This window comes from Methanomicrobium antiquum, assembly GCF_029633915.1.
Classification (GTDB): Archaea; Halobacteriota; Methanomicrobia; order Methanomicrobiales; family Methanomicrobiaceae; genus Methanomicrobium; species Methanomicrobium antiquum.
In genome coordinates this window covers 88,844-111,798 of the sequence record NZ_CP091092.1, presented here as the reverse complement: position 1 = coordinate 111,798, position 22,955 = coordinate 88,844, and the positions used below count along the sequence as shown (strand labels likewise).

24 protein-coding genes and 1 tRNA gene are annotated in these 22,955 nt (G+C 35.7%); 10 read left to right on the top strand and 15 right to left on the bottom strand.

Annotated features, from left to right (window positions below; genetic code table 11):
- Positions 1-52: 52 nt before the first annotated feature.
- Together L1994_RS00540 and L1994_RS00535 are read right to left on the bottom strand one after the other, a co-directional pair.
- Positions 53-775, bottom strand: a complete 723-nt coding sequence (locus L1994_RS00540) for a phospholipase D-like domain-containing protein (RefSeq protein WP_278099755.1) — start codon at positions 773-775, stop codon at positions 53-55.
- A 96-nt stretch (positions 776-871) separates the two neighbouring features.
- Complete coding sequence (locus L1994_RS00535) at positions 872-1,729, bottom strand: hypothetical protein (RefSeq protein ID WP_278099754.1); 858 nt, start codon at positions 1,727-1,729, stop codon at positions 872-874.
- Positions 1,730-1,772: 43 nt separating this feature from the next.
- On the opposite strand from L1994_RS00535, the gene L1994_RS00530 reads away from it, so the two are divergent.
- The 5 genes from L1994_RS00530 to L1994_RS00510 are packed head-to-tail and all read left to right on the top strand — an operon-like array spanning position 1,773 to position 5,561.
- Entirely contained in the window at positions 1,773-2,360 is a 588-nt protein-coding gene (locus L1994_RS00530; RefSeq protein WP_278099753.1) for a 7-cyano-7-deazaguanine synthase, read from the top strand.
- On the top strand, positions 2,335-3,378 hold the full coding sequence (locus L1994_RS00525; RefSeq protein WP_278099752.1) for a hypothetical protein: 1,044 nt from the start codon (positions 2,335-2,337) through the stop codon (positions 3,376-3,378). Before L1994_RS00530 ends, L1994_RS00525 begins: the two co-directional genes overlap by 26 nt.
- A 5-nt stretch (positions 3,379-3,383) precedes the next feature.
- Positions 3,384-4,316: a CBASS oligonucleotide cyclase gene (locus tag L1994_RS00520; protein WP_278099751.1), complete on the top strand. Its 933-nt coding sequence runs from the start codon at positions 3,384-3,386 to the stop codon at positions 4,314-4,316.
- Positions 4,316-4,960: a hypothetical protein gene (locus L1994_RS00515; RefSeq protein ID WP_278099750.1), complete on the top strand. Its 645-nt coding sequence runs from the start codon at positions 4,316-4,318 to the stop codon at positions 4,958-4,960. The genes L1994_RS00520 and L1994_RS00515 overlap by 1 nt, the downstream gene beginning before the upstream one ends.
- 1 nt (position 4,961) lies before the next feature.
- Positions 4,962-5,561 (top strand): hypothetical protein, encoded by a 600-nt coding sequence (locus L1994_RS00510; RefSeq protein ID WP_278099749.1) that lies wholly within the window; start codon positions 4,962-4,964, stop codon positions 5,559-5,561.
- Positions 5,562-5,622: 61 nt separating this feature from the next.
- On the opposite strand, the gene L1994_RS00505 is transcribed toward L1994_RS00510, so the two are convergent.
- From L1994_RS00505 to L1994_RS00485, 5 genes are read right to left on the bottom strand one after another with little or no spacing between them, the layout of a single operon-like run.
- Positions 5,623-6,279 (bottom strand): TfuA-related McrA-glycine thioamidation protein, encoded by a 657-nt coding sequence (locus tag L1994_RS00505; protein ID WP_278099748.1) that lies wholly within the window; start codon positions 6,277-6,279, stop codon positions 5,623-5,625.
- Positions 6,236-7,462 (bottom strand): YcaO-related McrA-glycine thioamidation protein, encoded by a 1,227-nt coding sequence (locus tag L1994_RS00500; protein WP_341275794.1) that lies wholly within the window; start codon positions 7,460-7,462, stop codon positions 6,236-6,238. The genes L1994_RS00505 and L1994_RS00500 overlap by 44 nt, the downstream gene beginning before the upstream one ends.
- Positions 7,450-7,845 (bottom strand): molybdenum cofactor biosynthesis protein MoaE, encoded by a 396-nt coding sequence (locus L1994_RS00495; protein WP_278099747.1) that lies wholly within the window; start codon positions 7,843-7,845, stop codon positions 7,450-7,452. The genes L1994_RS00500 and L1994_RS00495 overlap by 13 nt, the downstream gene beginning before the upstream one ends.
- A 5-nt stretch (positions 7,846-7,850) precedes the next feature.
- Positions 7,851-8,144 carry a MoaD/ThiS family protein gene (locus L1994_RS00490; RefSeq protein ID WP_278099746.1) on the bottom strand — a complete coding sequence of 98 codons (294 nt, stop codon included), beginning with the start codon at positions 8,142-8,144 and terminating at the stop codon, positions 7,851-7,853.
- Between the two features lie 9 nt (positions 8,145-8,153).
- Positions 8,154-8,873: a HesA/MoeB/ThiF family protein gene (locus L1994_RS00485; RefSeq protein ID WP_278099745.1), complete on the bottom strand. Its 720-nt coding sequence runs from the start codon at positions 8,871-8,873 to the stop codon at positions 8,154-8,156.
- 459 nt (positions 8,874-9,332) lie between these two features.
- Between L1994_RS00485 and L1994_RS00480 the strand changes: the two genes are divergently transcribed.
- The gene (locus L1994_RS00480) at positions 9,333-11,417 is read left to right on the top strand and encodes a histidine kinase N-terminal 7TM domain-containing protein (protein WP_278099744.1); all 2,085 of its coding nucleotides are present in this window, start codon (positions 9,333-9,335) and stop codon (positions 11,415-11,417) included.
- 255 nt (positions 11,418-11,672) lie between these two features.
- Positions 11,673-12,932, top strand: coding sequence for a DUF3821 domain-containing protein (locus tag L1994_RS00475; protein WP_278099743.1), 1,260 nt, complete (start codon positions 11,673-11,675; stop codon positions 12,930-12,932).
- 70 nt (positions 12,933-13,002) lie between these two features.
- Here L1994_RS00475 and L1994_RS00470 read toward each other — a convergent pair whose 3' ends face one another.
- Positions 13,003-14,019, bottom strand: a complete 1,017-nt coding sequence (locus tag L1994_RS00470; RefSeq protein ID WP_278099742.1) for an META domain-containing protein — start codon at positions 14,017-14,019, stop codon at positions 13,003-13,005.
- A gap of 307 nt (positions 14,020-14,326) precedes the next feature.
- Between L1994_RS00470 and L1994_RS00465 the strand changes: the two genes are divergently transcribed.
- Positions 14,327-14,581 (top strand): DUF5654 family protein, encoded by a 255-nt coding sequence (locus L1994_RS00465; RefSeq protein WP_278099741.1) that lies wholly within the window; start codon positions 14,327-14,329, stop codon positions 14,579-14,581.
- A gap of 317 nt (positions 14,582-14,898) precedes the next feature.
- Here the strand turns inward: L1994_RS00465 and L1994_RS00460 are convergent, their stop codons facing one another.
- The 5 genes from L1994_RS00460 to L1994_RS00440 form a co-directional block, all read right to left on the bottom strand.
- A complete protein-coding gene (locus L1994_RS00460) occupies positions 14,899-15,552 on the bottom strand; it encodes a tetratricopeptide repeat protein (RefSeq protein WP_278099740.1) in 654 nt (217 codons plus the stop codon).
- A 212-nt stretch (positions 15,553-15,764) separates the two neighbouring features.
- Entirely contained in the window at positions 15,765-16,661 is an 897-nt protein-coding gene (locus L1994_RS00455; protein ID WP_278099739.1) for a thiamine pyrophosphate-dependent enzyme, read from the bottom strand.
- Positions 16,662-17,822, bottom strand: coding sequence for a pyruvate ferredoxin oxidoreductase (gene porA / locus L1994_RS00450; protein WP_278099738.1), 1,161 nt, complete (start codon positions 17,820-17,822; stop codon positions 16,662-16,664). It abuts the gene before it with no gap.
- The gene (gene porD / locus L1994_RS00445; RefSeq protein ID WP_278099737.1) at positions 17,822-18,082 is read right to left on the bottom strand and encodes a pyruvate synthase subunit PorD; all 261 of its coding nucleotides are present in this window, start codon (positions 18,080-18,082) and stop codon (positions 17,822-17,824) included. Before porD ends, porA begins: the two co-directional genes overlap by 1 nt.
- On the bottom strand, positions 18,082-18,624 hold the full coding sequence (locus tag L1994_RS00440; protein WP_278099736.1) for a pyruvate ferredoxin oxidoreductase subunit gamma: 543 nt from the start codon (positions 18,622-18,624) through the stop codon (positions 18,082-18,084). The genes porD and L1994_RS00440 overlap by 1 nt, the downstream gene beginning before the upstream one ends.
- 182 nt (positions 18,625-18,806) lie before the next feature.
- Between L1994_RS00440 and L1994_RS00435 the strand changes: the two genes are divergently transcribed.
- A complete protein-coding gene (locus L1994_RS00435) occupies positions 18,807-19,145 on the top strand; it encodes a 4a-hydroxytetrahydrobiopterin dehydratase (protein ID WP_278099735.1) in 339 nt (112 codons plus the stop codon).
- A gap of 387 nt (positions 19,146-19,532) precedes the next feature.
- Here the strand turns inward: L1994_RS00435 and trxA are convergent, their stop codons facing one another.
- On the bottom strand, positions 19,533-19,976 hold the full coding sequence (gene trxA, locus L1994_RS00430; RefSeq protein ID WP_278099734.1) for a thioredoxin: 444 nt from the start codon (positions 19,974-19,976) through the stop codon (positions 19,533-19,535).
- A gap of 176 nt (positions 19,977-20,152) precedes the next feature.
- On the opposite strand from trxA, the gene L1994_RS00425 reads away from it, so the two are divergent.
- A tRNA-Met gene (locus tag L1994_RS00425) sits at positions 20,153-20,227 on the top strand.
- 386 nt (positions 20,228-20,613) lie between these two features.
- Here L1994_RS00425 and L1994_RS00420 read toward each other — a convergent pair.
- Positions 20,614-22,722, bottom strand: a complete 2,109-nt coding sequence (locus L1994_RS00420) for a PKD domain-containing protein (protein ID WP_278099733.1) — start codon at positions 22,720-22,722, stop codon at positions 20,614-20,616.
- Between the last annotated feature and the right edge of the window lie 233 nt (positions 22,723-22,955).

The window sequence follows — 22,955 nt, the reverse complement described above, 5'->3', positions numbered from 1 at the left end:
TTTAATGAACATATTATATTATAATGTGAATAAAATTAATGAAAAAGAGTTATTATTTCAGATATTTCTTAAAACACGGATAACAAACAGGCTTCTCATAAGAACTCTTATGGGATGGAACATCTTCTCCACAGATATGACAGAACTTTTCAGCATATTTTTTATCGCTATATTTTGCCCAGACAGGGTAGCACTTCTCACATAACGGTTTATCCGAATTAAAAGGCATCTCTTTTCCACAACGAATACAATAGCCTTTTTCAGGCATTACATTCTTTTTTTGTGCTGACTTTGCCGATGTGGACTTGGGTTTTTCACTCTTTTTTACTATTTCAAACTCATATTCATGACTTTCACGATGAATTCTTTTTGCCATTTCATCAATCTGCATGAACAATTCAGGATCATCTTCCTTAGTAACGAGAACACCAATCTCTGTATTATTTACCTGAGAGTAGGCATATAGATTCATCGAACATATTATCGCAGATTTATGATTTAGATAGCACTTTGCATGTAGATTTGGAAGTGTCCATAATGTAACTCCAGTCATTTCCTGCAAAAAGCTTACATCCTGAGGATTGTGATTCTCACCCTCCCGGACAATCACTGTAATTGGTGTTCTGAAATTCACCAAATCCTGAATATCAAGCTTAAACTGGTTTGCAATCTGAACATACGGAGTGATGAGCAGCAGTTTTTCTTCCTTGCTTCCCCTAATCAGTTCCTGAATTTCACTTGTTATCTTTGCAGTTGTATCGAGTAATTTTACCATGATTTTCCCCTTAATTATTAGTTATATATGTGAGGTTTACTTATATCAGGCTTAAACGTATCTAAATAAAAAAAATTAAAGTTGAATTGGATCTACTTATAAATTCTCCACTAATTTCCCATTTTCTTTCAATTTTTTTATAAAAAAAGAATATTTTCCAAATAATTGTGGATTTTGTTTTTTTGTAAAATAAAATCCAGGATTTTCACTTCTTTTTTCCATATATGGAAGATAGTGAGAGACAAAAGCTCTCGAATTTTGAGATTCATCTTCCACAAAATCTAAAAAAACGCCATTTAAAAGAGGAATGTAATTATAGGTATATAACTCCATCTTACCTAAATCACTACTTTCATTTAACTCTTTGATAATTATTTGTAGACTTTCAATACTTAAATGAACTTTATTGATAATATCATCATTATCAGGAGTACAGTTTTGATAAGCTGATGCAGATTCAGACTCTGGATCTAGTAAGTATAATTTTATATTTACTCCTTTTTTCATAAGACTAAGAATAGGTATTTTAAATTTTGAATCAGGAACTGAAGAGAATTTAGTTGTAAATGAATGAAATGTAGCAGCCACTTCGATAATTTCCTTTTCCGCTTCCTGATAAAAATTTAATTTTTCATCAGGAGGCCTACGACCATCCTCATAAAAAATAATCCCTGATTTAACTATTTCTGGAATTTTTTCCTCCCAAATCTGGATCAATTCTGTCTTATAGAATTCCTGATCATTTTTCTTAAAAATAATCTCATAAATTAATTGAACTGCGAAAACCGTAGAAATAAAAATACCCAAATTATAAACTATATCTCCTAAATCACCTGATAACGGAGCAAGCCAATAAGCAATTGCAAATCCAATTACAATAATGATGATCAATAATAAAATTTCAAATTTCTTCCAAATTTTTTTAGCTTCTTTATAATAATCCATCAATTCCACAAAGAATATATTTCATCCTACAAAGATATAATTATTATATTAGATGTACTCGGACGAATATTCCAGTAAGCAAGTTATTGTTCTATTAAGCGGGGGTATAGATTCAATGGCCTGCGTGCATTATTACATCAATAAAGGTTTTAACGTCACAGGTTTTTTTGTTGACTATGGACAAGCGGCAGCCAAAAATGAATTAAAGTGTTGCAATCAAATTGGATCTCATTTCAATATAAAAATCAAAAAAGCTAATTTTGTCCATGAAACTGCTTTTGAATCTGGGGAAATTAAAGGTCGGAATTGCTTTTTAATAATTGCCACATTATTATCTTTTAAAAATTTTACAGGACTCATTTCAATGGGAATACATAGTGGTACTTCTTACTACGATTGTTCAATTCAATTTGTTAATGAAATCCAGACAATTATTGATGGTTATTCAAATGGTACTGTAATTCTAGACATTCCGTTTCTAGAATGGAACAAAAAATTGATTATTGAATATTGTAATCTTCATAAAATACCACTAGAAATGACTTATAGCTGTGAATCTGGGGGAGATAACCCCTGTAATAAATGTCTTTCATGTTTAGATAGGTTGAATTTTTATGAAAACAAGAATTTTGGACATTAATTGGAATGGTCTTACAATTGGAACAACTCCATTACTTGTTCCTTCATTTTCTAGCCAAGCAGGTACCATTGATTCAAAAAAACCTGAGGAATTACAAAATTCAATAAATAATTCTTTATCATATATTTCGGATGGCCTTTTAATAAGTGCATACGATCTTCATTCATTTTATGATCATCATTCATCTGATGGCCTTGAAATTGATTTTTCAAATTTAGATTTTGTGATTATTGACAGTGGAGGATATGAATGTTTATCTGAAAATGATAGTACAGATAACGGAACTCAGAAAAACCTTCCAAATGAATGGAATGATATATTATTTACCCATACTGTCGAAAAATTTCTAAAAAATATTGAATTAATAAAATCAAAAATTCCTGTTATTCTTGTTAGTTTTGATCATCCAAGTATTCCAAATGAGGAGAAAACATTCTTAAAACAGATATATAATGCTAAAAATTCATTTAAAGGAAAAAATGTTGTTAAAAATTTTCTAATCAAATCTGAAAATAATGATATAATTGAAATTGACAAATTACTAACATATTCTGATGAGTTTCAATATTTTGATATCCTTGGATTTACTGAAAAAGAACTTGGAACTTCAACACTTCAAAGAATGTGTAATATTGCAAAAATTAGAGAATGCTTAGATAAAAAAGAATTAAAGATACCAATACACATTTTTGGAAGTCTGGATCCAGTTACAACACCATTATATTACATGGCAGGTGCTGATATTTTTGATGGACTTTCTTGGCTCAGATATTTCTATTATCAAAATTATTCAGGATATAATCACAGTTTAGGACGTTTAAAGTGGGGTATTGAATATCCTGATAATAATTTGATTTATGAATCGCGCAAAGAGAATTATGCTTATTTAAAAAATTTAGAATTAGTTTTAAGAAGATTGCATAAAACTCAATCTTTTGAATCTTTTAATGAATTAAACATGGATCCTAAATTTTTTGAGGAAAGTTGTAAATTATTTAAATCTAAAATTACAAGGTGATAATTATGGGTGGCGGTGGAAATTCATATAATCCGGGAAAAAATATCAGTAATGGAATCAAGAAAACAAATGAACAAACAGATAACAATGATTTTGAAAGGCAAATTAATGAATTAATTAATGAAAAATTAAAAAAATATAATGACCGTGATTCTCAAATTGTTAATGAACATCTTGATGAAATATTCTCAATAATTAATTCAGAATTTGATGGATCTATCAAATTAAAATTTGGAGGATCTGTTAGTAAACATACATATGTTGAGGGTCTAAGTGATGCGGACATACTTGTACTAATTAATAATTCTGAATTATCCGATTATTCACCTAAACAAGTAATACAACTTATAAAAAGCAAATTATCTTCTCATCTATCTAATGTTCAAGAAATCAGAGAAGGAAAGTTGGCCGTTACTGTTAAATTTCAAGATGGTACTGAAATACAATTACTACCAGCTCTTCAAAGCAGAAGTGGATATAAAATACCAGAAAGAAATGGAAAATGTTGGTCAAATGTTACACGTCCGGATCAATTCGCTTCGAAATTAACCCAGATTAATCAAAAATGTGGCAATAAAGTGATTCCTGTAATTAAACTTATCAAAGGAATAAATGCAAATTTACCACCTAATCAACAATTATCAGGATATCATATTGAATCCCTTGCAATTGAAATTTTTAAAAATTATCCTCGTGACCAACCCAATACTCCAAAAAATATGCTAAAATATTTCTTTGAGCAATCTCAGAAACGTATTATCACGCCAATTAAGGATAAAACAAATCAGTCTATTCACGTAGATGATTATCTGGGAGAAGCAAATTCCAATAAAAGATATGAGTCAAGTTATGTGTTAAAAAGAATTCATAGTAAAATCTCTCGTGCAGATTCATCAAAATCAAAGGCTGAATGGGAAGATATTATTGGAGATGTATAATGGATTCGAATTTAGTAAAAAAATATTTTTTTGTAAAAAAAATTGTTATTGAAGAAGGATATAATGATGAAATTATTTGGCAAAAAAATATAATATTCCAACAAATATCTGAAAGTGATTTTTTACGTGAGATCAGCTGGGTCATTCTATCCTCAGGCATGAGAGAGAAAGTTATTTCTAAATATTTCCCAATTATATCAAATTGTTTTTATAATTGGATTTCAGCCGAAAAAATCACTATTAATAAAATTTCATGCTTGGAAGAAGCATTAAAAATTTTCAATCATAAAAAAAAGATTGCTTCAATAATTGCTGCCGCTGAATTAATTTTCAAAAGAGGATTTGATTGGTTTAAAAATGAAATTGTGAAAGATCCAATAAATAAATTAAAAGAATTTGACTTCATTGGACCGATTACAGTATTTCATCTGGCAAAAAATATTGGTCTAGATGTAGCAAAACCGGATAGACATCTAGTAAGAATTGCATTAAACGAAGGATTTGATGATGTTCAAGAGTTTTGTAAAAAAATATCAAAAGTGAGTGGAGATAGTGTTCCTGTTGTTGATGTAGTATTATGGCGATATGCAACAATCGAACCGAAATATCTGGATATTCTTAAAAAAATAAGGTTTGTTACATAATATGAATGAAAATGAAAAAATCCTTGCTGAATGTGACAAAATTAGCAAAAAGGCTGAAATTAATAGAGAAATACTATCTAGAAGATACATTCATTACAATAATCTAGACAATATATTCACATTTTTAATAATTACTTTATCAGCATTAATTGCAACAATAGCAATGATTGATACAGAAATAATCTGCTTATTTATAAAAATCGATACAGCAATTGCCTTGAGACAAATTATTGTGATTTTAGGATTATTCATTTTAATTTTCACATTATTAGATAAAATATGGGATTTTAGAGAGAGAAAAATTACATCTGAGAAGGGAATTGACTTACTTACAAATTTCCTCAGAGATATTCACCATTTTAGGAAAACTAAATGTACAGATTGTGAAGAGGAAAAAGCTCAAAATGAAATGAAAAAATATATTGAAAGATATTCTCAAATTCAACAATATTTACCCATATTGGAGGATGGAGTTGAATTTCTCAAAGCTAAACAATATTATATGCTAAAAAAAGAAGCAAGCATAAAAATTGATGAAAATCCTGAATTAGATTTGAGTACATATCACAAAAAACTTAAAAAATTAATGAGAAGATGGTAAAAAAGATCTAAAAATATTTTTTTCTTTTTTATTTACTAAATTCAACAACTTTAGAACTTTCTCAAACCCCATCCCCGACAACCCTCAAAACTTCCCTTGCATCCTCCTCCTTCTGGGAGAACGGATGCTCCTTTAAAAAACGCGTCAGACGCTCGAAAGACTCACCCGAAATCTCCCCGGCAGTCCTTGCATCCTTCAAAACCCGTCTGTAAGTCCTGTTCGGGTAGTAAATTCCCGATGCAGTCCTGATTAAAATATCCCGCTCGTCTCCGGTGATAACGCCTCCCCGGACTGCTCTTTCAAAATTAATCCTCATATCAACAAGTGCATCTGAAACAGCCTCGTTTGAAAAAGGATCGCAGGCAAGTGCCACTTCGTCATCACTCTCAATAATTCCGTCACGGTACATCTCATAAATCCTTCCCACACCTACCATTCCAAAGCTGTCAAGCTCGCATGCCCGAAGAGCACCCATCGAAGATGAGCCGTAAACATAAATCTTTGACTTTAAAGCCGCCATAATTTCGCGGTGGCCCACAGAGCAGTCCTGGAAAAAAAGGCCGTCAATAATGCAGATTGCCTTTGGTCTCTTTGCTACTGCAACTGCAAGGTCTCCACGCTTAACAGGCGGCCGGTATTCAGCAACCGACTCCGGCAGAATCCTCTTTGCCTTTTCAATGCTCAGGCTTGGACCTAAATACACGATTACGTCTTGCATTTCTACACCTCTCACCAGCCCTTTCGCTGTCAATTGAAAATGTCTCAAGGCCGGGGACTACCACACGTACAACCTTAATGTCAGCATCAACAATACTTAAGTCACTTACAATAATCCTAGAAACTCCGCTCTTCTCCTGAAGCTTTTTTGACACATAACTGATATCTGTTAAGAAATCATCAGATTCAAACATTGGCATCTCTGAAAAATCCTTTGACTCTGAAGTCTCAAACCACTTTTTGTTAAGCCGCTTTGTCCTGTCATATCCAAGCTTCTTTCGAAAGTCAGCATCGGTTGTATCCTCCCGTGCACCGTGAATTTGTGTCGCACGGGACTGGGCCACCTCTGTAATCGCCCTTAATGCGGCAACGACAGGGGAAAGACTTGTGCCCATTCCGATGCATAAAAGAGAGGGATCTTTTAGCTTTACGTCATCCGAAACCGCCGCAATTGTAGGAATGCCATTATCAGCCGTAATATCCCTGAGAGTGACTTCAACGCCGTTATCCTCAAAGAGTGAAATTACTTTGTTAAGATTTGGATCTGTGATATTTTTAAGAACCGGCCCGGAAAAACCTGATGCCTCAGCAAGAGACCAGGCATCTCTTTCTATAACCTCACACAATCCATGAAGCACCGCTTCTTCAGGAGTATTTCCAGATGCAATACCGTTTGTGCTTGTCCTGAAAAAACGGACAGCACCATAAGGCACCGGATGAAATACGGAATGTGCAGGCACCAAAACATCCTCTTCTGATATTATATCAAAACCCTGATACCATGGAATTTTTGAATCAGGGTCAACGCCGGCAGGAAGAATCAGAGTGGACGGATTTACAGCCTTTTTCTCTCCAAGTGAACTGAATCTTTCATAGACAAGTTCCCTGTCATTAATCTCTGCTGAATACCTCTCAATTCCCTCCATAATTGCAGAAACTCTTGCAGAACTCTCAGTCATCCCTTTTCCGTTGTACACCGATATTGCACCATCGGCGGCTCCGGGTCTTATGCATGAAAATACAAAAATTCCAAGCCTGTCAAGACCGGTTATATCTGCAACCCTTGTAATACCGCATTTTTTTGCAACAGGCTGAATAATCTCAAGTGTCTCTTCAGGCTTTCTCGCCCTTTCGCTCTCGCCGGAGTATCTTTTTTTGCAGTTTTCAAGCCTCATGCGTGCCATTGCTCCCCTCCGTCTTTTATGATGTCTTTTTTCCATATTGGGACATAACGCTTGATTTCTTCGAGAATATACCTGCATCCGTCAAATGCTTCTGCTCTGTGGCCTGCACCTGCAACAATTACAAGAATTGTCTCTTCCACCTTCAAAAGGCCGTTTCTGTGAATAATATCAACGGAAGTTAAGGAAAACTTCTTTTCAGCCTCATCTGCGATATTGTAAAGATCAGATAAAGCCGCCTCATCAAAGGACTCAAAATCAATCGCCTCTATTCCGTCATCACGGACAGTTCCGACAAAAACAACAAGACCTCCGGTCTGTGGCCGCTTTGCGTCAGAAATAAGCTTTGCAATATCTATATCATCTTTTGTTATCGCAATAACCATTTTTTTTATCCTCCTGAAACAGGCGGGTATAATACAATACCATCCCCATCCTGAATTATAATATCATCTGCATCGCCGGCTGAAATCCTCTTTTTGTTGTGCATCAAAAGAACACTGTCAAGAATTTCTTCATCAGAGTCAAACAAAACCTCATATCCCCCTTCTGTCTCAGAACAAAGCTTTAGAAGTGCATCTTTTACTGAAAAATCCCTACATTTATCTTCTGATATCTCAAGCTTTCTTAATCCCCCAAAAGTCTCCTTAAATCTTGCAAAAACAGTAATTTCTATTGACACCATATTTCTACATTACTTTAGTCCTGAGCAGACATGACATTTTTCATTTCTCAAAAGCGGAATCTGATCAACAGATGCAGTCCGTCCATCCCATATCAGAAGCTTTCCTCCAAGAGAGGGCTCATATCCTGCCAAAATCCTTACAGCTTCATTTGCCTGAATACTTCCTATAACACCTGCTGTTGTTCCAACAATTGGAAAATTTCCGGATGGTGTTTTGTCGAAGGGAAATATGCACTCATAACAGGGTGTTTTTCCAGGCATTATCGTTGTTGCCTGACCGTCCCATCCTGAAACTGCACCATGAATCATAAAAATGCCGGTTCTCACTGCCTCGCGGTTTAAAACCCGTCTTGCCTCAAAATTGTCAAGGCAGTCAATAATAAGACTGCAGTCTTTTGTAATTTCAGATATATTATCATCAGTAACCGCTTCAAAGATCCCTTCAATCTCAACATCAGGATTCAGACGATTTAGTGTATCTCTTGCAGAATCTGTTTTTATATCTCCTAGTTTTGATAAATCATGCAGAAACTGCCGGTTTAAATTTGAAAGAGAGACTGTATCATTGTCTGCGACAACAATTTTCCCGACACCTGCAAGTGTAAGATATACCAGGACCGGACTTCCAAGACCGCCTGCACCGGCGATGAATACTTTTGACTCATAAAGCCGTTTTTGTCCTTCTTCTGATAAAAGCAAAACCTGCCTTTCATACCTTTCGCTGATCATCGGGATTTTCCTTTATTCATTCTTATACCGGAACAGGAATAATTTTTATCATCCGGACTTTCATGTGAAACGTCCATGAAATAAAAACATCCATCAAAAATATATTTCATGCAACAGTTTCATGTAAGTTACGAAGTAACTTTCATTTAAAAGCATTCATGAACTAAAAGATGAAATAAAAATTCCAGCCACTGTTTCAGGAAAATTAAAAGAGTAATATTTCATTTCAACGGAATTTGGTTACAACTGCAATCTGTTATAGCAATTTATTGTAGAATTAATTATAGCAGTCATAATATTTCCTGTATATGCTTGAGTACTTCATTTAACTATTCCCATCTGCAATAAATATATATCTTATATGCCTTGATGATATGTATAAATCAGGCAGATTTATTTATGTTTAAAAAAATTAAAAAGATTATATCATAAACTGCCTTTTTGGATGTGAATAAACAGATGTTCCACATTTCTACAGTATATTTTCTTGCCGGTATCCTGGGTGCAGTTTTGGTCCTTTTGGTACTGACTAAAAATACTTCCAAAAAAGTAATACCATTTATAATTCTGATTTTTGTTGCATCATATTATTCAATATTATATGGAATTGAGCTTACACTTCAAAGCCCCTTACTAATACTTTCTGCAATAAAATTTGAATACATAGGAATAGCACTAATTCCACCATTATGGTTGATATTTGTCATTACTTACATAAGGCGGGATAAAATGCTGAAATTGCCGGTTTACGCCGCGTTATTTGCAATTCCTGTAATTGTAATACTGGTTTCACAGTCGCCGGCGATGATTCCGCTCCTTTATCAGAATGTTGGTTTTGCATTTTATAAGGATCTTTTGCTGATATCAATAACCCCGGGTCCTATTTATCTTTTGAATTTTTCATACTTTGTGGTTACTTTCCTTGCCGGGATTCTGATGCTTTTTGACTATTCAGGTCATGCACATGGAATAATAAACAGGCAGATAAAAATTATAACATTAAGCGGCCTTGTTATACTATTTGCATTCATATTCCAGGTGTACTGGTTTGGACCGGCATACAATCTGGACGTTACCCCGCTTGCCTTTTTATTTACACTGCTTATGGCTTTTGTAGCCCTTTTTCATTACAGGCTGTTTTCTCTTGTTCCGGTTGCATACGATTCTGTGTTTAAAAAGCTCCCGACAGGTCTTATTATAACAGATAATTTAGGAGTTGTTGTTCAGTCAAATGAAATTGCTAACGAAATTCTAAAATCCGGGAAAAATCCAGTTGAAGGGAAAATTTTAGGCGAAGTATGTCCTGAATGGGATGAATTTACCACATTCATAAAAGGGGCCTCAGAAGAGACATCAAAAGATTATGAAGATGAAATAATCCAAAAAACAGACAAAAAAAACAGGATATTCCATATCCAAAGAACAAACCTTCAGGACAGACGTGGAGTTACTGAAGGCTCAATTATTACACTTTATGACATAACAACTCAAAAGGAAGCTGAGATTACAATTAAAGAGAGTGAAAAAAGATTCAGGGAACTTTTTGAACAGTCACCTGTAGCATATGTGGCGCTTGACATCGATGGGCGAATTACCGATATAAACCCGGAATTCACCCATATGACAGGATATACAGAGAAAGACATTATAAATAAATATTACAACAAATTTGTTCCCGAAAAAACATATGAACAATTAAAAGATCAATACTATCAATATCTGGATACCGGATATATCTATCTGGATTTGGAAATTTTTTCTAAAGATGGTAAAAAACTGATAGTTTTTCTTTCATCCCGAATCCAAAAGGACATAAGTGGAAAACCTGTCAGAATTCATGCAATTTTGCATGACATTACAGAGAGGAAAATGACAGAGACTGCACTTTCACAGGCAAATAAGAAGTTGAATCTTCTCTCAAGCATTACACGCCACGATATTCTAAACCAGATTACGGTATTAAAAGGGTATCTTGAGTTAACAGATGATTACATTAAATCCTCTGATAATCCGGACCCTGTTCTTGTTAAATACACACAAAAAGAAGCAGATTCAGCAGAAAACATATCACAGCAGATTGAATTCACTGCTGATTACCAGGATATAGGAGTCAACATGCCAATATGGCAAAATGTCAGCCAGACATTCAGCGACTCTCTTACAGGTTTAAACGTAAAAGATAAGCAGATATCTGTAAAAACAGGAAAATTGGAGATATATGCTGATCCCCTTCTTAAGAAGGTTTTTTACAACCTCGTTGAAAACACTTTAAATTACGGCGAAAAAGTTACTAAAATAAATTTGTCTGCTGAAATAATCAACGATGGATTGATTTTGAAATACACTGATGATGGCTCAGGTGTTCCTAAAGAGGAGAAGGAGAATATTTTCTTAAGGAAATACTTCAGGCATTCAGGACTGGGACTCTTTTTATCAAGAGAAATTCTGTCCATCACAGAAATAACTATTAAAGAAACAGGTGTTTTTGGAGAAAATGCAGTATTTGAGATATTTGTTCCAAAAGGCAAATACAAATATGAATAATAAAACACAGGCACCTCACAGGTAAAAAAAAAGGCAAGCATGCAAAGATTATAACAAATAAAAAAAACAGATTTTTCAACAAATTCTTTTTTTAGAGTTTTTTTAGTTTGAACATTTATATACTGTCCCAAACATCTTTCCTGCCCTGATTTTTTTATTCATTTCCTTTTCATCCGGACTGTTTTTTCTTCTCTTTCCTGAGACAGAACTCATTAAACTAAAAATCCAAAATATTCTATTTGTTAAAAGAAACTCATGAGAATAACAATAAATAATGCAGATGTTACTTTGAGAAATCACTGTATTGCAAATGTATTATTATCACCAATAGTCATACTAAGTAAAACCGACAAAATCGGATGCGTGATAATTATGGAATTAAAAAAGAAATCTAAAAATGTTAATAAAATCAAAACCAAGCCAAAATTTGCCAGACTGTTCATTCCGGCAATTTTGCTAATCCTGACAATCCTTGCCATATCGCCTGCAAACGCGGCGATAAATCAAATTTATAAGGGAGATACGGTATTTATCGGAGAACAGGGTCTTTTTTTAAACAGCGGTGTATTCTACTCATCCGGAGGAGTGACTGACACACAGCTTGCATATTTCAAATCCGGCAATCCGGCAACAGATTCGCCAGAATATACATTAACGCCGTCTCCAAACAGCTTTTATGTCTCACCTGCTGATTTCAGGGGAAGAGAAGGCACCTGGTATTCATATCCAAACGGCTCACTAAACAGTCATTCGGCAATCTATGTCCAGTACCCAAGTCTTGGTCTTAAACTTTATGCGTACCGGCCCGGCGGGGAGAGTTTTGATATAACATATGGAAAAATCGTCTCAGGAGAAGCACTCGACTTCAGGATTGATTCAAACCTATATCCAATTTTTACAAGACAGGGTGTAACTTCGTCTGACAAAGGAGTTGATGTGAAAGTAAAAACACCTGATGGCGCAACTCTCACATCACTTTATGACTGCTCTAAAAATCTTGTGAAAATTACCGGAATTCACCCGCAAACATCATCTTACTTCGCACCGTCCGGAACTCTGACCTGTGTGTGGGATACTGGAAATTCAGCATACAACACCGGAAGTTACACAATATGGGCGGAGTGCAACGTAAACGGTATGATGGACAACTTAGGAGAAATTACAGGTGCAACAATTACAAGTCCGATAGGAACTGTTCAAAAGACAGAAACTGTAGAGGCAGGATTTACAAAAACACCAACCATGACACAGACACCTTCTCCTACAAAAACCAAGACTCCTGAAAAGACAAAGACTCCGACACCAGTTCCTTCTGCAAAAACTCCAACGCCAACAATAGAGAAAACAGCTGAGCCAACCGCTGTACAGACTGAAATTACTGAAAAGACTGAAACTGCAACAGATACTAAAAAGCCCGGAGAAACAGCACAACTTCCACAGACGCCGCTTGGACTTTTAGGAGTTTTTTCAGCCTTAATTATAATATCAGCAATTGAAATTTTAAAGAGAAGATAAATAAAAAAGAAAACTGAATGAAAAATTTGGTTTCTATTTCCTTTTCTTTTTCTTTTCTGTTATATTTCTGTTATCTTTCTGTTATTTTCAAAAATGACAGGATGCAGGTATTATTTTCGTCCATAAACTTTAAGTTGTCACCTGTAATTCTATAATATTTAACATCTTCAAGATGACCAAGATACGCTGATTCTGTTTCCATAACACCTTCTTTAGTGCAGTGCATCTTTGTTGAACCAATACCTGAAAAACTGATTTCTTTAAAGGTTTTTATATCGTTTACTTCAGTCAGACTCATAAAGTATCTGTTGCATCCGGAATTTCCACCTGCAGTATCATTGTCAAACAAAAGTGTAACAGAAATGTTTTCTGGAATTTTTCTGAGAGATTCGTTTGAGAACATTGAATCAAGTTTCCATTCGTAATCTTTTATGCTGAATTTTTCAAAGATCAGTATTTCCATATTTTTGTTATCAAAGAAGGCAAGAGTGTCTTCATTGCATTTAAAGACAGAAATATTCTGTAGATTTTTTTTGAAAACCGACTCTGTATATGCGACATTATCATCAAGAGCCCTCATCATAGTTGTTGTATAAAGACCTGGAACTATTTTATCATCATTAATTTCATATTCCATTGAGAAGGAGTTGCATCCTGAATTTCCGTAAAACATCTCTTCATCTGCAGATATTGTAACAGATACATTTTCGGCTATTACTTTTTTGTTCAAGTCAGAATCATAAAATGAAGTTAAAATCCAGTAATTATCAAAAAGTGCTGTTTTATTCATAAAGTCTTCTTCCAGGAATTTTTCATCAGAAATTAGAGTTTCGTTGTTTTTGTTATCATTATTACTTCCGCTTTCAATACATCCGGCAGTTATTATTAAAACGATAACTAAAGCAAAAACTCCTGCGCATTTTATTAATTTTGAAGTATTGCGATTATCGGTTTTTTTGATTTTATCTGTTTTATTATCTCTTTTATTTTCGAAAACAAATTTTAATGCATTTGAAGTTTTAAAGACACTTTTTTTGTCAATTTTTTTGTTAGTGTCCACATCCTTAAGGATATATTTTTCTTTCATATCAATCAGTATGAGATATGATGTTGTATATTAAATAAAGAACTTTGACTTCAAAAATTTTCGCAGTTTATAAGAGCTAATTTTACAAAAAAAGCCCATAAAGCAAATTTACGAATTTGTGGCTTATAAATTTTCATCACAGGTATCTGACACTGTGTTATCTGATACAGGCCGGATGATAACGCAAAATATGCAGCTAATATCAGGACATTATTCCTGAATTATGGAATTAATAAAATTTAATCAAATTAGCCAAACCTTGGGATTTGCTATAAATACAATCAAAATAATTTTCATCTGATGAATTATGGGATTAAGTATCCAGATAATTGAGAAGATTGCGGCACTTATGACAGCCGCTTTTGGACTTGTTGCCGCTCTTGCATGGAACAGCGCTATTCAGGCATTTTTTAAAGAGATTTTTGGAGACACAAGCAGTCTTATTGCAATGTTTACCTATGCAATAATTGTGACAGTAATTGCTGTTATCGCGGCAATATGGATTGGAAAGCTGGCTGAAAAAGTTAAAGAGGAAGAAAAAGCTGAAGAGAATACTGTTTAGGACAACTGATAATCAGCCGGAAAAACTCAAAAAAAATCAAAAAAAGGAGATTTAGAAAAAAAACGTTCATGAAAAAAAAGTTTTCATGCACCGGTTTCATGTAAGTTACGAAGTAACTTTAATGTAAAACGCACATGATGAGCTTTTTTCATCACACAAAAAGCCTGATAAGTTTATCCGGAATTTTGACTTTCATAACAAATCAGAGATAAAAATAAAATTTGGAATTGAGATTGCTATTTAGCTTTGAGGTTTAGCATTTTGAGTCAGCTATTTAGTTTTGAGATTTAGATATTTAGCATTTTGATTTCTAATATCTAATTTTCTCTTCTTTTAAAGATCGCTATTAAAACCGCAGATATTCCAAAAACGGCTAAAAATGGCGTCATCGGAGACTCCTGCGGATTTATGGCAAGCATCTTTTCTGCTTTTTCCTTACTCGCAAGCGCCAGGATATTTTCCGGATCAATCTTTAATGCCTCTTCTGAGGCTTTTAATTGTTCTTTATAGTCACCAAGTTTTTCATATGCAGTTGCAAGGTTAATCCAGGCTTCAAAGTAATTTTTATCAATCTCAAGCGCTTTTTTGGCAGAATCAATTCCCTCCTCATATCTTCCAAGCGAAATTAAAGCACTTGATTTGCATACCCATGCGTCAGCCTGATTTGGATTGAGTGAAGTTGCAGTCTCTGATGCCTCAAGTGCTCCTGAAATGTCTCCTTTAACCAGCAATATTCCGGCTTTTGATACATATGCAAGAGTAAATTCAGGGTCTATTTCCAATGCCCTGTCAAGCATTACGAGAGAATCATTGTAATTCCCCTCATATGCAAGATCAGTTGCCTGATTGTAGAGTGCAATTTTATTGTCTGCAATATTCTCAATAGAGATAGCTGTTTCATTTTCTGCCGTTGCAAAGCCGCAAAGTGCGGATGAAACTATTAATGCAAGTATCAGGTGTTGTATTTTCATATGACTTCTCCATTAATTATTTGCCTCCCTTATTGAAAAAAATAAGTGTTTTAGAAATATTGAGTGAAGTAAAGTTCATTATAAATTCAGGAAAAAAGAAAATCAGGGGGATTTTTGTATTCAACTTTTCTTTTTAATATTATATTTTATTTTTATAGTTTATTATGCCGGTTTTTTTGTTTAATTCTTTTAAATTTTTTAAATTTTTAAAATTATTTCTTTGGTTTGATATCTATTCCATATTTTTCAGCGTTCTTATCAGCGATTGCCTGAATCTTTGCAATCTCCTCTGTGTTTACCTCAGGCCTGAAAAGATGGCGGAATCTTTTCTGTGCTTTTAGGTAATCATCGACAGGAACACGTTTTACCTTCCTTGATTTTTCAAGTACGCCGTCAACAATCTCATAGTTTACCCACAGACCACTGTTCAGCGCCATCTTTCCAATCTCCATTGTCTTACAGCCGTCAAAGCCCCAGCCTGTACAGCATGGTGTATGAACCTGAATGTAACAGGGTCCCGGAGTTGCGATTGCACGTTTTACCTTGTCCATTAAATCCTTTGGTGTTGAAACAGAGGTTGTTGCAACATACGGACTTCCATGTGCGACAAGAATTGCAGGAATATCTTTTTTAGGTCTTTTATTTCCGGTTGAATACTTTCCTGCCGGGCTTGTTGTAGTATCTGCATCATATGGTGTTGCACCTGAACGCTGAATGCCGGTGTTCATGTATGCCTCGTTATCATAGCAGATATATGTGACATCATGACCACGTTCAAACAAACCGCTTATGCATAAAATTCCGATATCAAAAGTAGCACCGTCACCGGCGATAACCACTACTTTTTCATCATCTCTTCCCTGTCTTTTAAGCGATGCCTCAATTCCTGATGCAACCGCCGCAGAATTCTGGAAGAGCGAATGTATCCATGGTGTCTTCCATGCTGTCTCCGGATACGGTGTTGAAAAAACCTCCATACATCCTGTTGCTGTTGCAATAATTGTCTTGGGACCTGCCGCACGGGTTATCAGCTTTGCGGCAAGTGCAGGACCGCATCCTCCACATGCACGATGTCCGGAATCAAAAAGTTCACAGGTATTTTCTGCCATTTATAACAACTCCTCACGAAGACCAAAGAAACAGTCATTTCTGCCCTGGCGTGCCCATTCAGCAAGCTGTTTTATATCCTTTTTCCTTATGTCACGACCGCCAAGACCGCCTACATATGAAAATACAGGTGTTCCTGACTTATAGACTGCATCCTTTATCTCAAGGCCGACTGCGCCGAGCATTCTTGAACCGATGTTTAAATTCTTCTCAAGAACAGCTATCTGGGAAACGCCTTTTAGTGCTTCTCTTACATCCTCTGCAGGGAACGGGCGGAATGAACGAATCTTTAAAAGACCAACCTTTTCACCTGCATCTCTCATCTCATCAATTGCATCCTTAATTGTTCCGCAGATAGAGCCCATCGCAACAATTGCAGTATCTGCATCCTCAAGCCTGTAGCCTTCCACAAGACCTGAATAGTCACGTCCAAACTGTTCCTTAAACTCGCGTCCTGCCTCACGAAAAGCTTTTTTTGCCCGCACCATTGCCGCGTTTATCTCATATCTGAACTCCTGATAATAATCAGGTGTGGCATACATTCCAAATGACATAGGATTTTTGCAGTCAAGCTTGTAGAGCGGATCAAATGCCGGAAGATATGCATCAATCTCTTCCTGGGAGGGGATATCAACAGGCTCAAATGTATGAGACAGAATAAATCCGTCAAAGCAGACAAATGCCGGCAGAAGAATATCATGCTTTTCTGCAACCTTATATGCAAGGAAATGAAGATCAGATGCTTCCTGTGCATCTTCCGCATAAAACTGCATCCAGCCGGAATCACGCAGGAATAACGAGTCCTGCTGGTCATTCCAGATGTTTAGGGGTGCTCCCATTGCACGGTTTGCAATGGTCATTATTACAGGCTGTCTCATACCTGCAACATTGAATACAACTTCAGCCATAAATGCAAGACCCTGTGATGTTGTTGCGGAGTATACCCTTGAGCCTGCGGCGGCCGCACCAAGACAGGATGAAAGAGCGGAAAACTCACTTTCCACACAGATGTATTCGCCGTCAAGGTCACCTTCTGCAACCATCTCTGCAAGCCGCTCAACGATATGTGTCTGCGGTGTAATCGGGTATGCAGATACCACCTGCGGGCGGCAAAGCCTTACTGCCTCTGCGACAGCGTGTGATCCTTCTGTTATCTGAAGCATTATTTCTCCTCCTTTTTCATCTCAATTGCATCTTTAGGGCATTCCTCTGCACAAAGACCACATCCTTTGCAGTAGTCATAGTCAACAACAGGATAACCGTCCTTATCCTCATCAATACATACTTCAGGGCAGAGAAGCATGCATGTGCCGCATTTGTTACATTTTTCGTTGGAAAACTCCGGTTTGAACACACGCCATGAACCAGTTTTATTATCTCTTGCACGACCTGGCGCGCTGGTTGCTCCGGGATTAAGCGGCATTATATATCTCCTCCCTTTACTTTGTTGTAGGCTGTTTCCGCGGCTTTAATATTCTTTTCAGCGAGAGCAGAAGGGAATCTTTCCTTTAATGCCTCTTTTAATGCGTCTAATTCTATCTCTCCGGTTGCGGCGGCAAACGCACCCATAAGAGTTGTATTTTCAATAGGAAGTCCAAGGACTTCAAGCGCAATTTTGGTTGCGTCAATCTTTATGACCTTAATTCCCTCAGGAATGTCAGGAATATCTTTTTCTGTATTGATTATTGCAATGCCGCCTTCTTTTAGGCCGCCAAAGACATCCACGTCCCTGATTAACGTGCTGTCCTGAACAATTATGTAATCAGGCTCATATATCTGGCTTCTAAGCCGGATTTTTTTGTCATCAAAACGGACAAATGCTGTGACAGGTGCTCCTCTTCTTTCGACACCAAACGCAGGAAAAGCCTGCGAATATATATTACTGTTGAATGCAGCCGTTGCTATGAGCTCAGCAGCTGTTACCGAACCCTGACCGCCTCTTCCATGTATTCTAAGTTCTCTCAAAAAAATCCCCATTTAATTTATAATGATTATTTATTAAGAATTTTCGTTATGTCGAAAATAATTTTTTAGAAAATACGATATATTCAAAGACTATTTAAAAAACAGCACTTATATTTTCGTTCAATGACGAAAAAAAGCTTTCTTCTAAAAACTTTTATTATTATGACAGCAATGATTAAACAATGGAATTGAGTACAGAAAGATGTAATCCTGAAATCAGCAGGGTTTCACCTCTCACAAGGAAAGAAATACTTGAATATCTGAAGAAAGTTCCCGGCTGGACGGTTGTTGAGAACAGACTGCAACGCACATATGAACAGGAAGATTTTGACGGATGTGTTTCCTTCATAAACGAGCTAAATGATCTCTGCAAGAGAGAAGGCCATTTCCCTGACCTTAAAATTGAAAAAGAATCTATACTTACAATCTCATGGTACACCTACTCAAGCGGGGGCATCACAAAAAATGATTTTATAATGGCCGCAAAGATAAATCACAGCGAGAGATTCAACTCAAAATGATTCGTAAAATTAAAATGCAAACTTGCATGCAATAAAGATATCAGTCACATATAGGGCATGTATAAGGCATATTTTCTGCCTGTGTGAATAAAAATCGGGATTGAAATATCCGAATTAAAAAATTCAGTATTAAAATATTCAGTATTAAAATATTCAGTATTAAAATATTCAGTAGATTTTCAAATTCAATTCAAAATTATCAATTTTATCTAATATTACTCAATTTACTCAATTTACTCAATTTACTCAATTTACTCAATTTTGCTTTTAAAAAAATTCAGAGAGAGAGAGAGAGAGAGAGAGAGAGAGAGAGATAAAGAAATAAAGAAATAAAGAGAATCTCGATAATAAAAAAGATTCGATAATAAAAAAGATAGAAAAATGATATTAAAGCTGAAATGCCGAGATAATTCTCGCTTTAAGATTCTCTTTTGGATATGCGCCTGCAAGCCTGTCACAAATTTCTCCGCCGGAGAAGAAAAGCAGAGTTGGAATCGCAGTTATCATTAATTCATTTGTGATAGAAGGACTTTCATCAGTATTGCATTTTGCAAATGAAACCTGACCACAGAATTCCTCAGAAAGTTCCTCAATCACAGGTGCAACCCTTCTGCACGGCCCGCACCATTCCGCCCACATATCGACAACCACGTGTTTGTTAATCTTTACAAACTCTCTGAATGTGAGGTCATTTATAGAAGTGACACTGCAATCCTCATCTTTCATAAGTCTTTTTTCAATATCCAAAAGCCTCTGTTTTCGAAGTTGTGATAATTCATCATCCAAAATATTTGTATCCTCTGCATCATCTGCAAAATTATTGTCTGCCATTATTATCTGATTGGTAAAATCAATTTAAAATGTTTATGAATGCATCTCATTCAGACTTTGAAAAAAACTGACTCAATAGCCTATATTCATAAAAAACTGATTAAAAACGCTGAATCTCCCATACAGTAATATCACAAATTATATACGTTTTGGATACAACCTAATATAGCACACGAAGCGAGGTGGGGTAGTCAGGAAATCCCGGCGGGCTCATAACCCGTAGATCGATGGTTCAAATCCATTCCTCGCTACTAAAAAGTGGCTTTTTTGTTTGAGTTTTTTAAAAGTTTATTTGAGCATCGTTTGTTTAACCATTCATTTGAGCAGTTATTGTTTTTAATCACAATGTTGCAGGAGTCTATAATGGCAATTATGATTTTATCACAAATGTAGCCAATTATGGTTTTACATCACAAAAGTTACTATTTTTGATACATTTTTCAATGCACTCTTTTATCACTGTCTCATGTAAAACCAGTAAATGTTACAACAGGCAATAGCACAAAAAATATTGAGAACTCTTTTTTTTAATTTTTATTTTACATGCCAAAAAATATCTGATTTTTCATGTAAGTTACGAAGTAACTTTGATGCATAATAAAAATGTATAATAAATTTGGATTTTTGTAATTAGTTTTTAATCAGAACTGCGATAAAAGATACGAATTAGCTTCTTTGTATCCTCATTCAGCTCCTCCGGAATATCTGTCATTACAAGTGCAGGGAGAGCACTACTGCGCGCATAGTTCTTTGCCCCCACCTCAATCAGAGAAACTGCTGATATATCTTCATATTCTGCTGTAACAACAGCTGTTCCAATATTAATCGCAGTGATAGTTCCAAATCCGTCAATTATTGCAACTGTTTTATTAGAAATACTCCATTTTGGATTTATCAGTCTTGTCTGTCCGGACGAATCCTTAGCCGCCGCAACAAACTGCATGGTATCACCGGGGATAAAACCTGCCTCATTTGGAACAATCATTAATTCTTCAAGAGGATACTCCGATATTTTCGACTGGATTACACCATATTCAGTCTTTATGTCCTCAGCATAACGGTTTGAAACCTTAAGGCTCACATCATACATTCCCGGCTTTTCGTAGATATGAACAGGATTCTGCTCTGTTGAGAATGTTTCATCACCGAAATACCATAGCCAGGAGTCAGGATCTCCGGATGAAGCATCCATGAATTTTACAACCGGATGTGCATCAGTTGAGGTTTCATCATAGCTGTAGACAAACGCCGCACCAGGCGCTCCACCCACATCAATCAGATTCTCCTTTATCTCTGTGACTTCACCGTATTTGTTTGAAAGTGTCAGGCTTACTGTGTATTGTCCTGCATACCTGAAGATATGATACGGATTTCTAAGAACAGAGCCTGTTCCATCACCAAAGTCCCACATCCTGCTTTCAATATCACCTGATGAAACCTCGTGGAATCTGGTTGTAAACGGATACAGGCCTTTTGTCTCTTCAAATGTGAAATCAATCTTTGGTAGTTCTCCGATTATTATACAGTCAGGAATTGTATAGAGATCTGTTCCAAATTCGTTTGTGACCGTCAGTGAAACATTGTATTTCCCCGGATTCATGTAAGTATGAACCGGCGCTGCTTCTTTTGATGTTTGCCCGTCACCAAAATCCCAGAGATATTCAACAAAATATCCGGGAGTCAGTGTCGATGCTCCAAAAAACATAACCTCCAGAGGGGCAAGACCGTCTGTCACCGAATCTCCGGTAGAAAACGAAATTTCAGGCTCAGCGTGAGAATCAATAACAAACGAATTTATATTTGAGCATGAAAATGCTTTATCAGTCCAGATTAAATTATATCCGTCTATTTTTGGATATACCTGATCTCCCTGTTTTTTGCACACCACTGCTGATGTTTTGGTGATTAAATCATAGAGATATATATCAGAATCACCTGACCTGCAGTCTTCATATACAACAATATCACCGGAAATATACGGATGCTTTATGTCCCACCCGTTTCCTGATAAAACAGTCTTTTGCCGGCTTTTTATATCAAGAATAACAACGACTAAAAAGCCATTCCTCTTCTCATCCCAGACGATTTTACCATCAGAGACACAAAAGTCTGAATTGAAATTTTCCTCCAATTCTTCAGGCACTCCTCCGGAGACTGCTCTTTTGTATAACACGTCCTTTTCCACCCAGAAGACATATCCGTCATTTACCTGCAAAGATTTCTTGTCACTCGTCTTAGACTCCCAAAAAAGACCCTCGCCACCGTTTTTTACGTTTTTCAGAAAAATATTTGTAAACCCAAAGTAGCGCCCGTCAAGCCATACAAGATAATCACCGGATAAATCCGGCATTCCCTGATTTGCCGGATAATATGAGGCATAAAGATATTCTTTGGAAGAGAGATTATACATCACAATCTGTGAAGGGGAATTGATTGTTGTCTTCGTACTCCAGACTAAAAATTCGTCTGACATTGAAGGCAAAAACTCAGTATATCGTGATTTCGATATTTTTGTATCATCACCCATTTTAAGATTATGTAAAACAAGCGTCTGGTAATATCCGTCTATTTCAACCCATGCGGCGTTGTTTCCAGATATTTCGGTATTTCCGCGGATTGTGCAGTCCGTTGTTATATAACCAGTATTTCCGGGCACTGAATACTCAAGTGCAAAACTGTGCGGCACGATGATGCATATAGATATAAGCAGAAGAAAGAGGCGTAATACTGATCTGGTTTCTGGCATTTTTATACTGCTCCGGATGAATTCTCTGAAACTCTGAAATTATGAATTTTATAAATTATGAATTTTATAAATTATGATTGTTGAATTTTTATTTTTGATTCTTTTATAATTTTGAATCTTTTTGAATTAATAATTATTTTCTTTTTTACAATTCCTGACTCAATTTGAAAGTTTTCATAATCAAATAGGATTTCAATATCAGGCAGTTGTAGATGTATTCTATAATTATACAC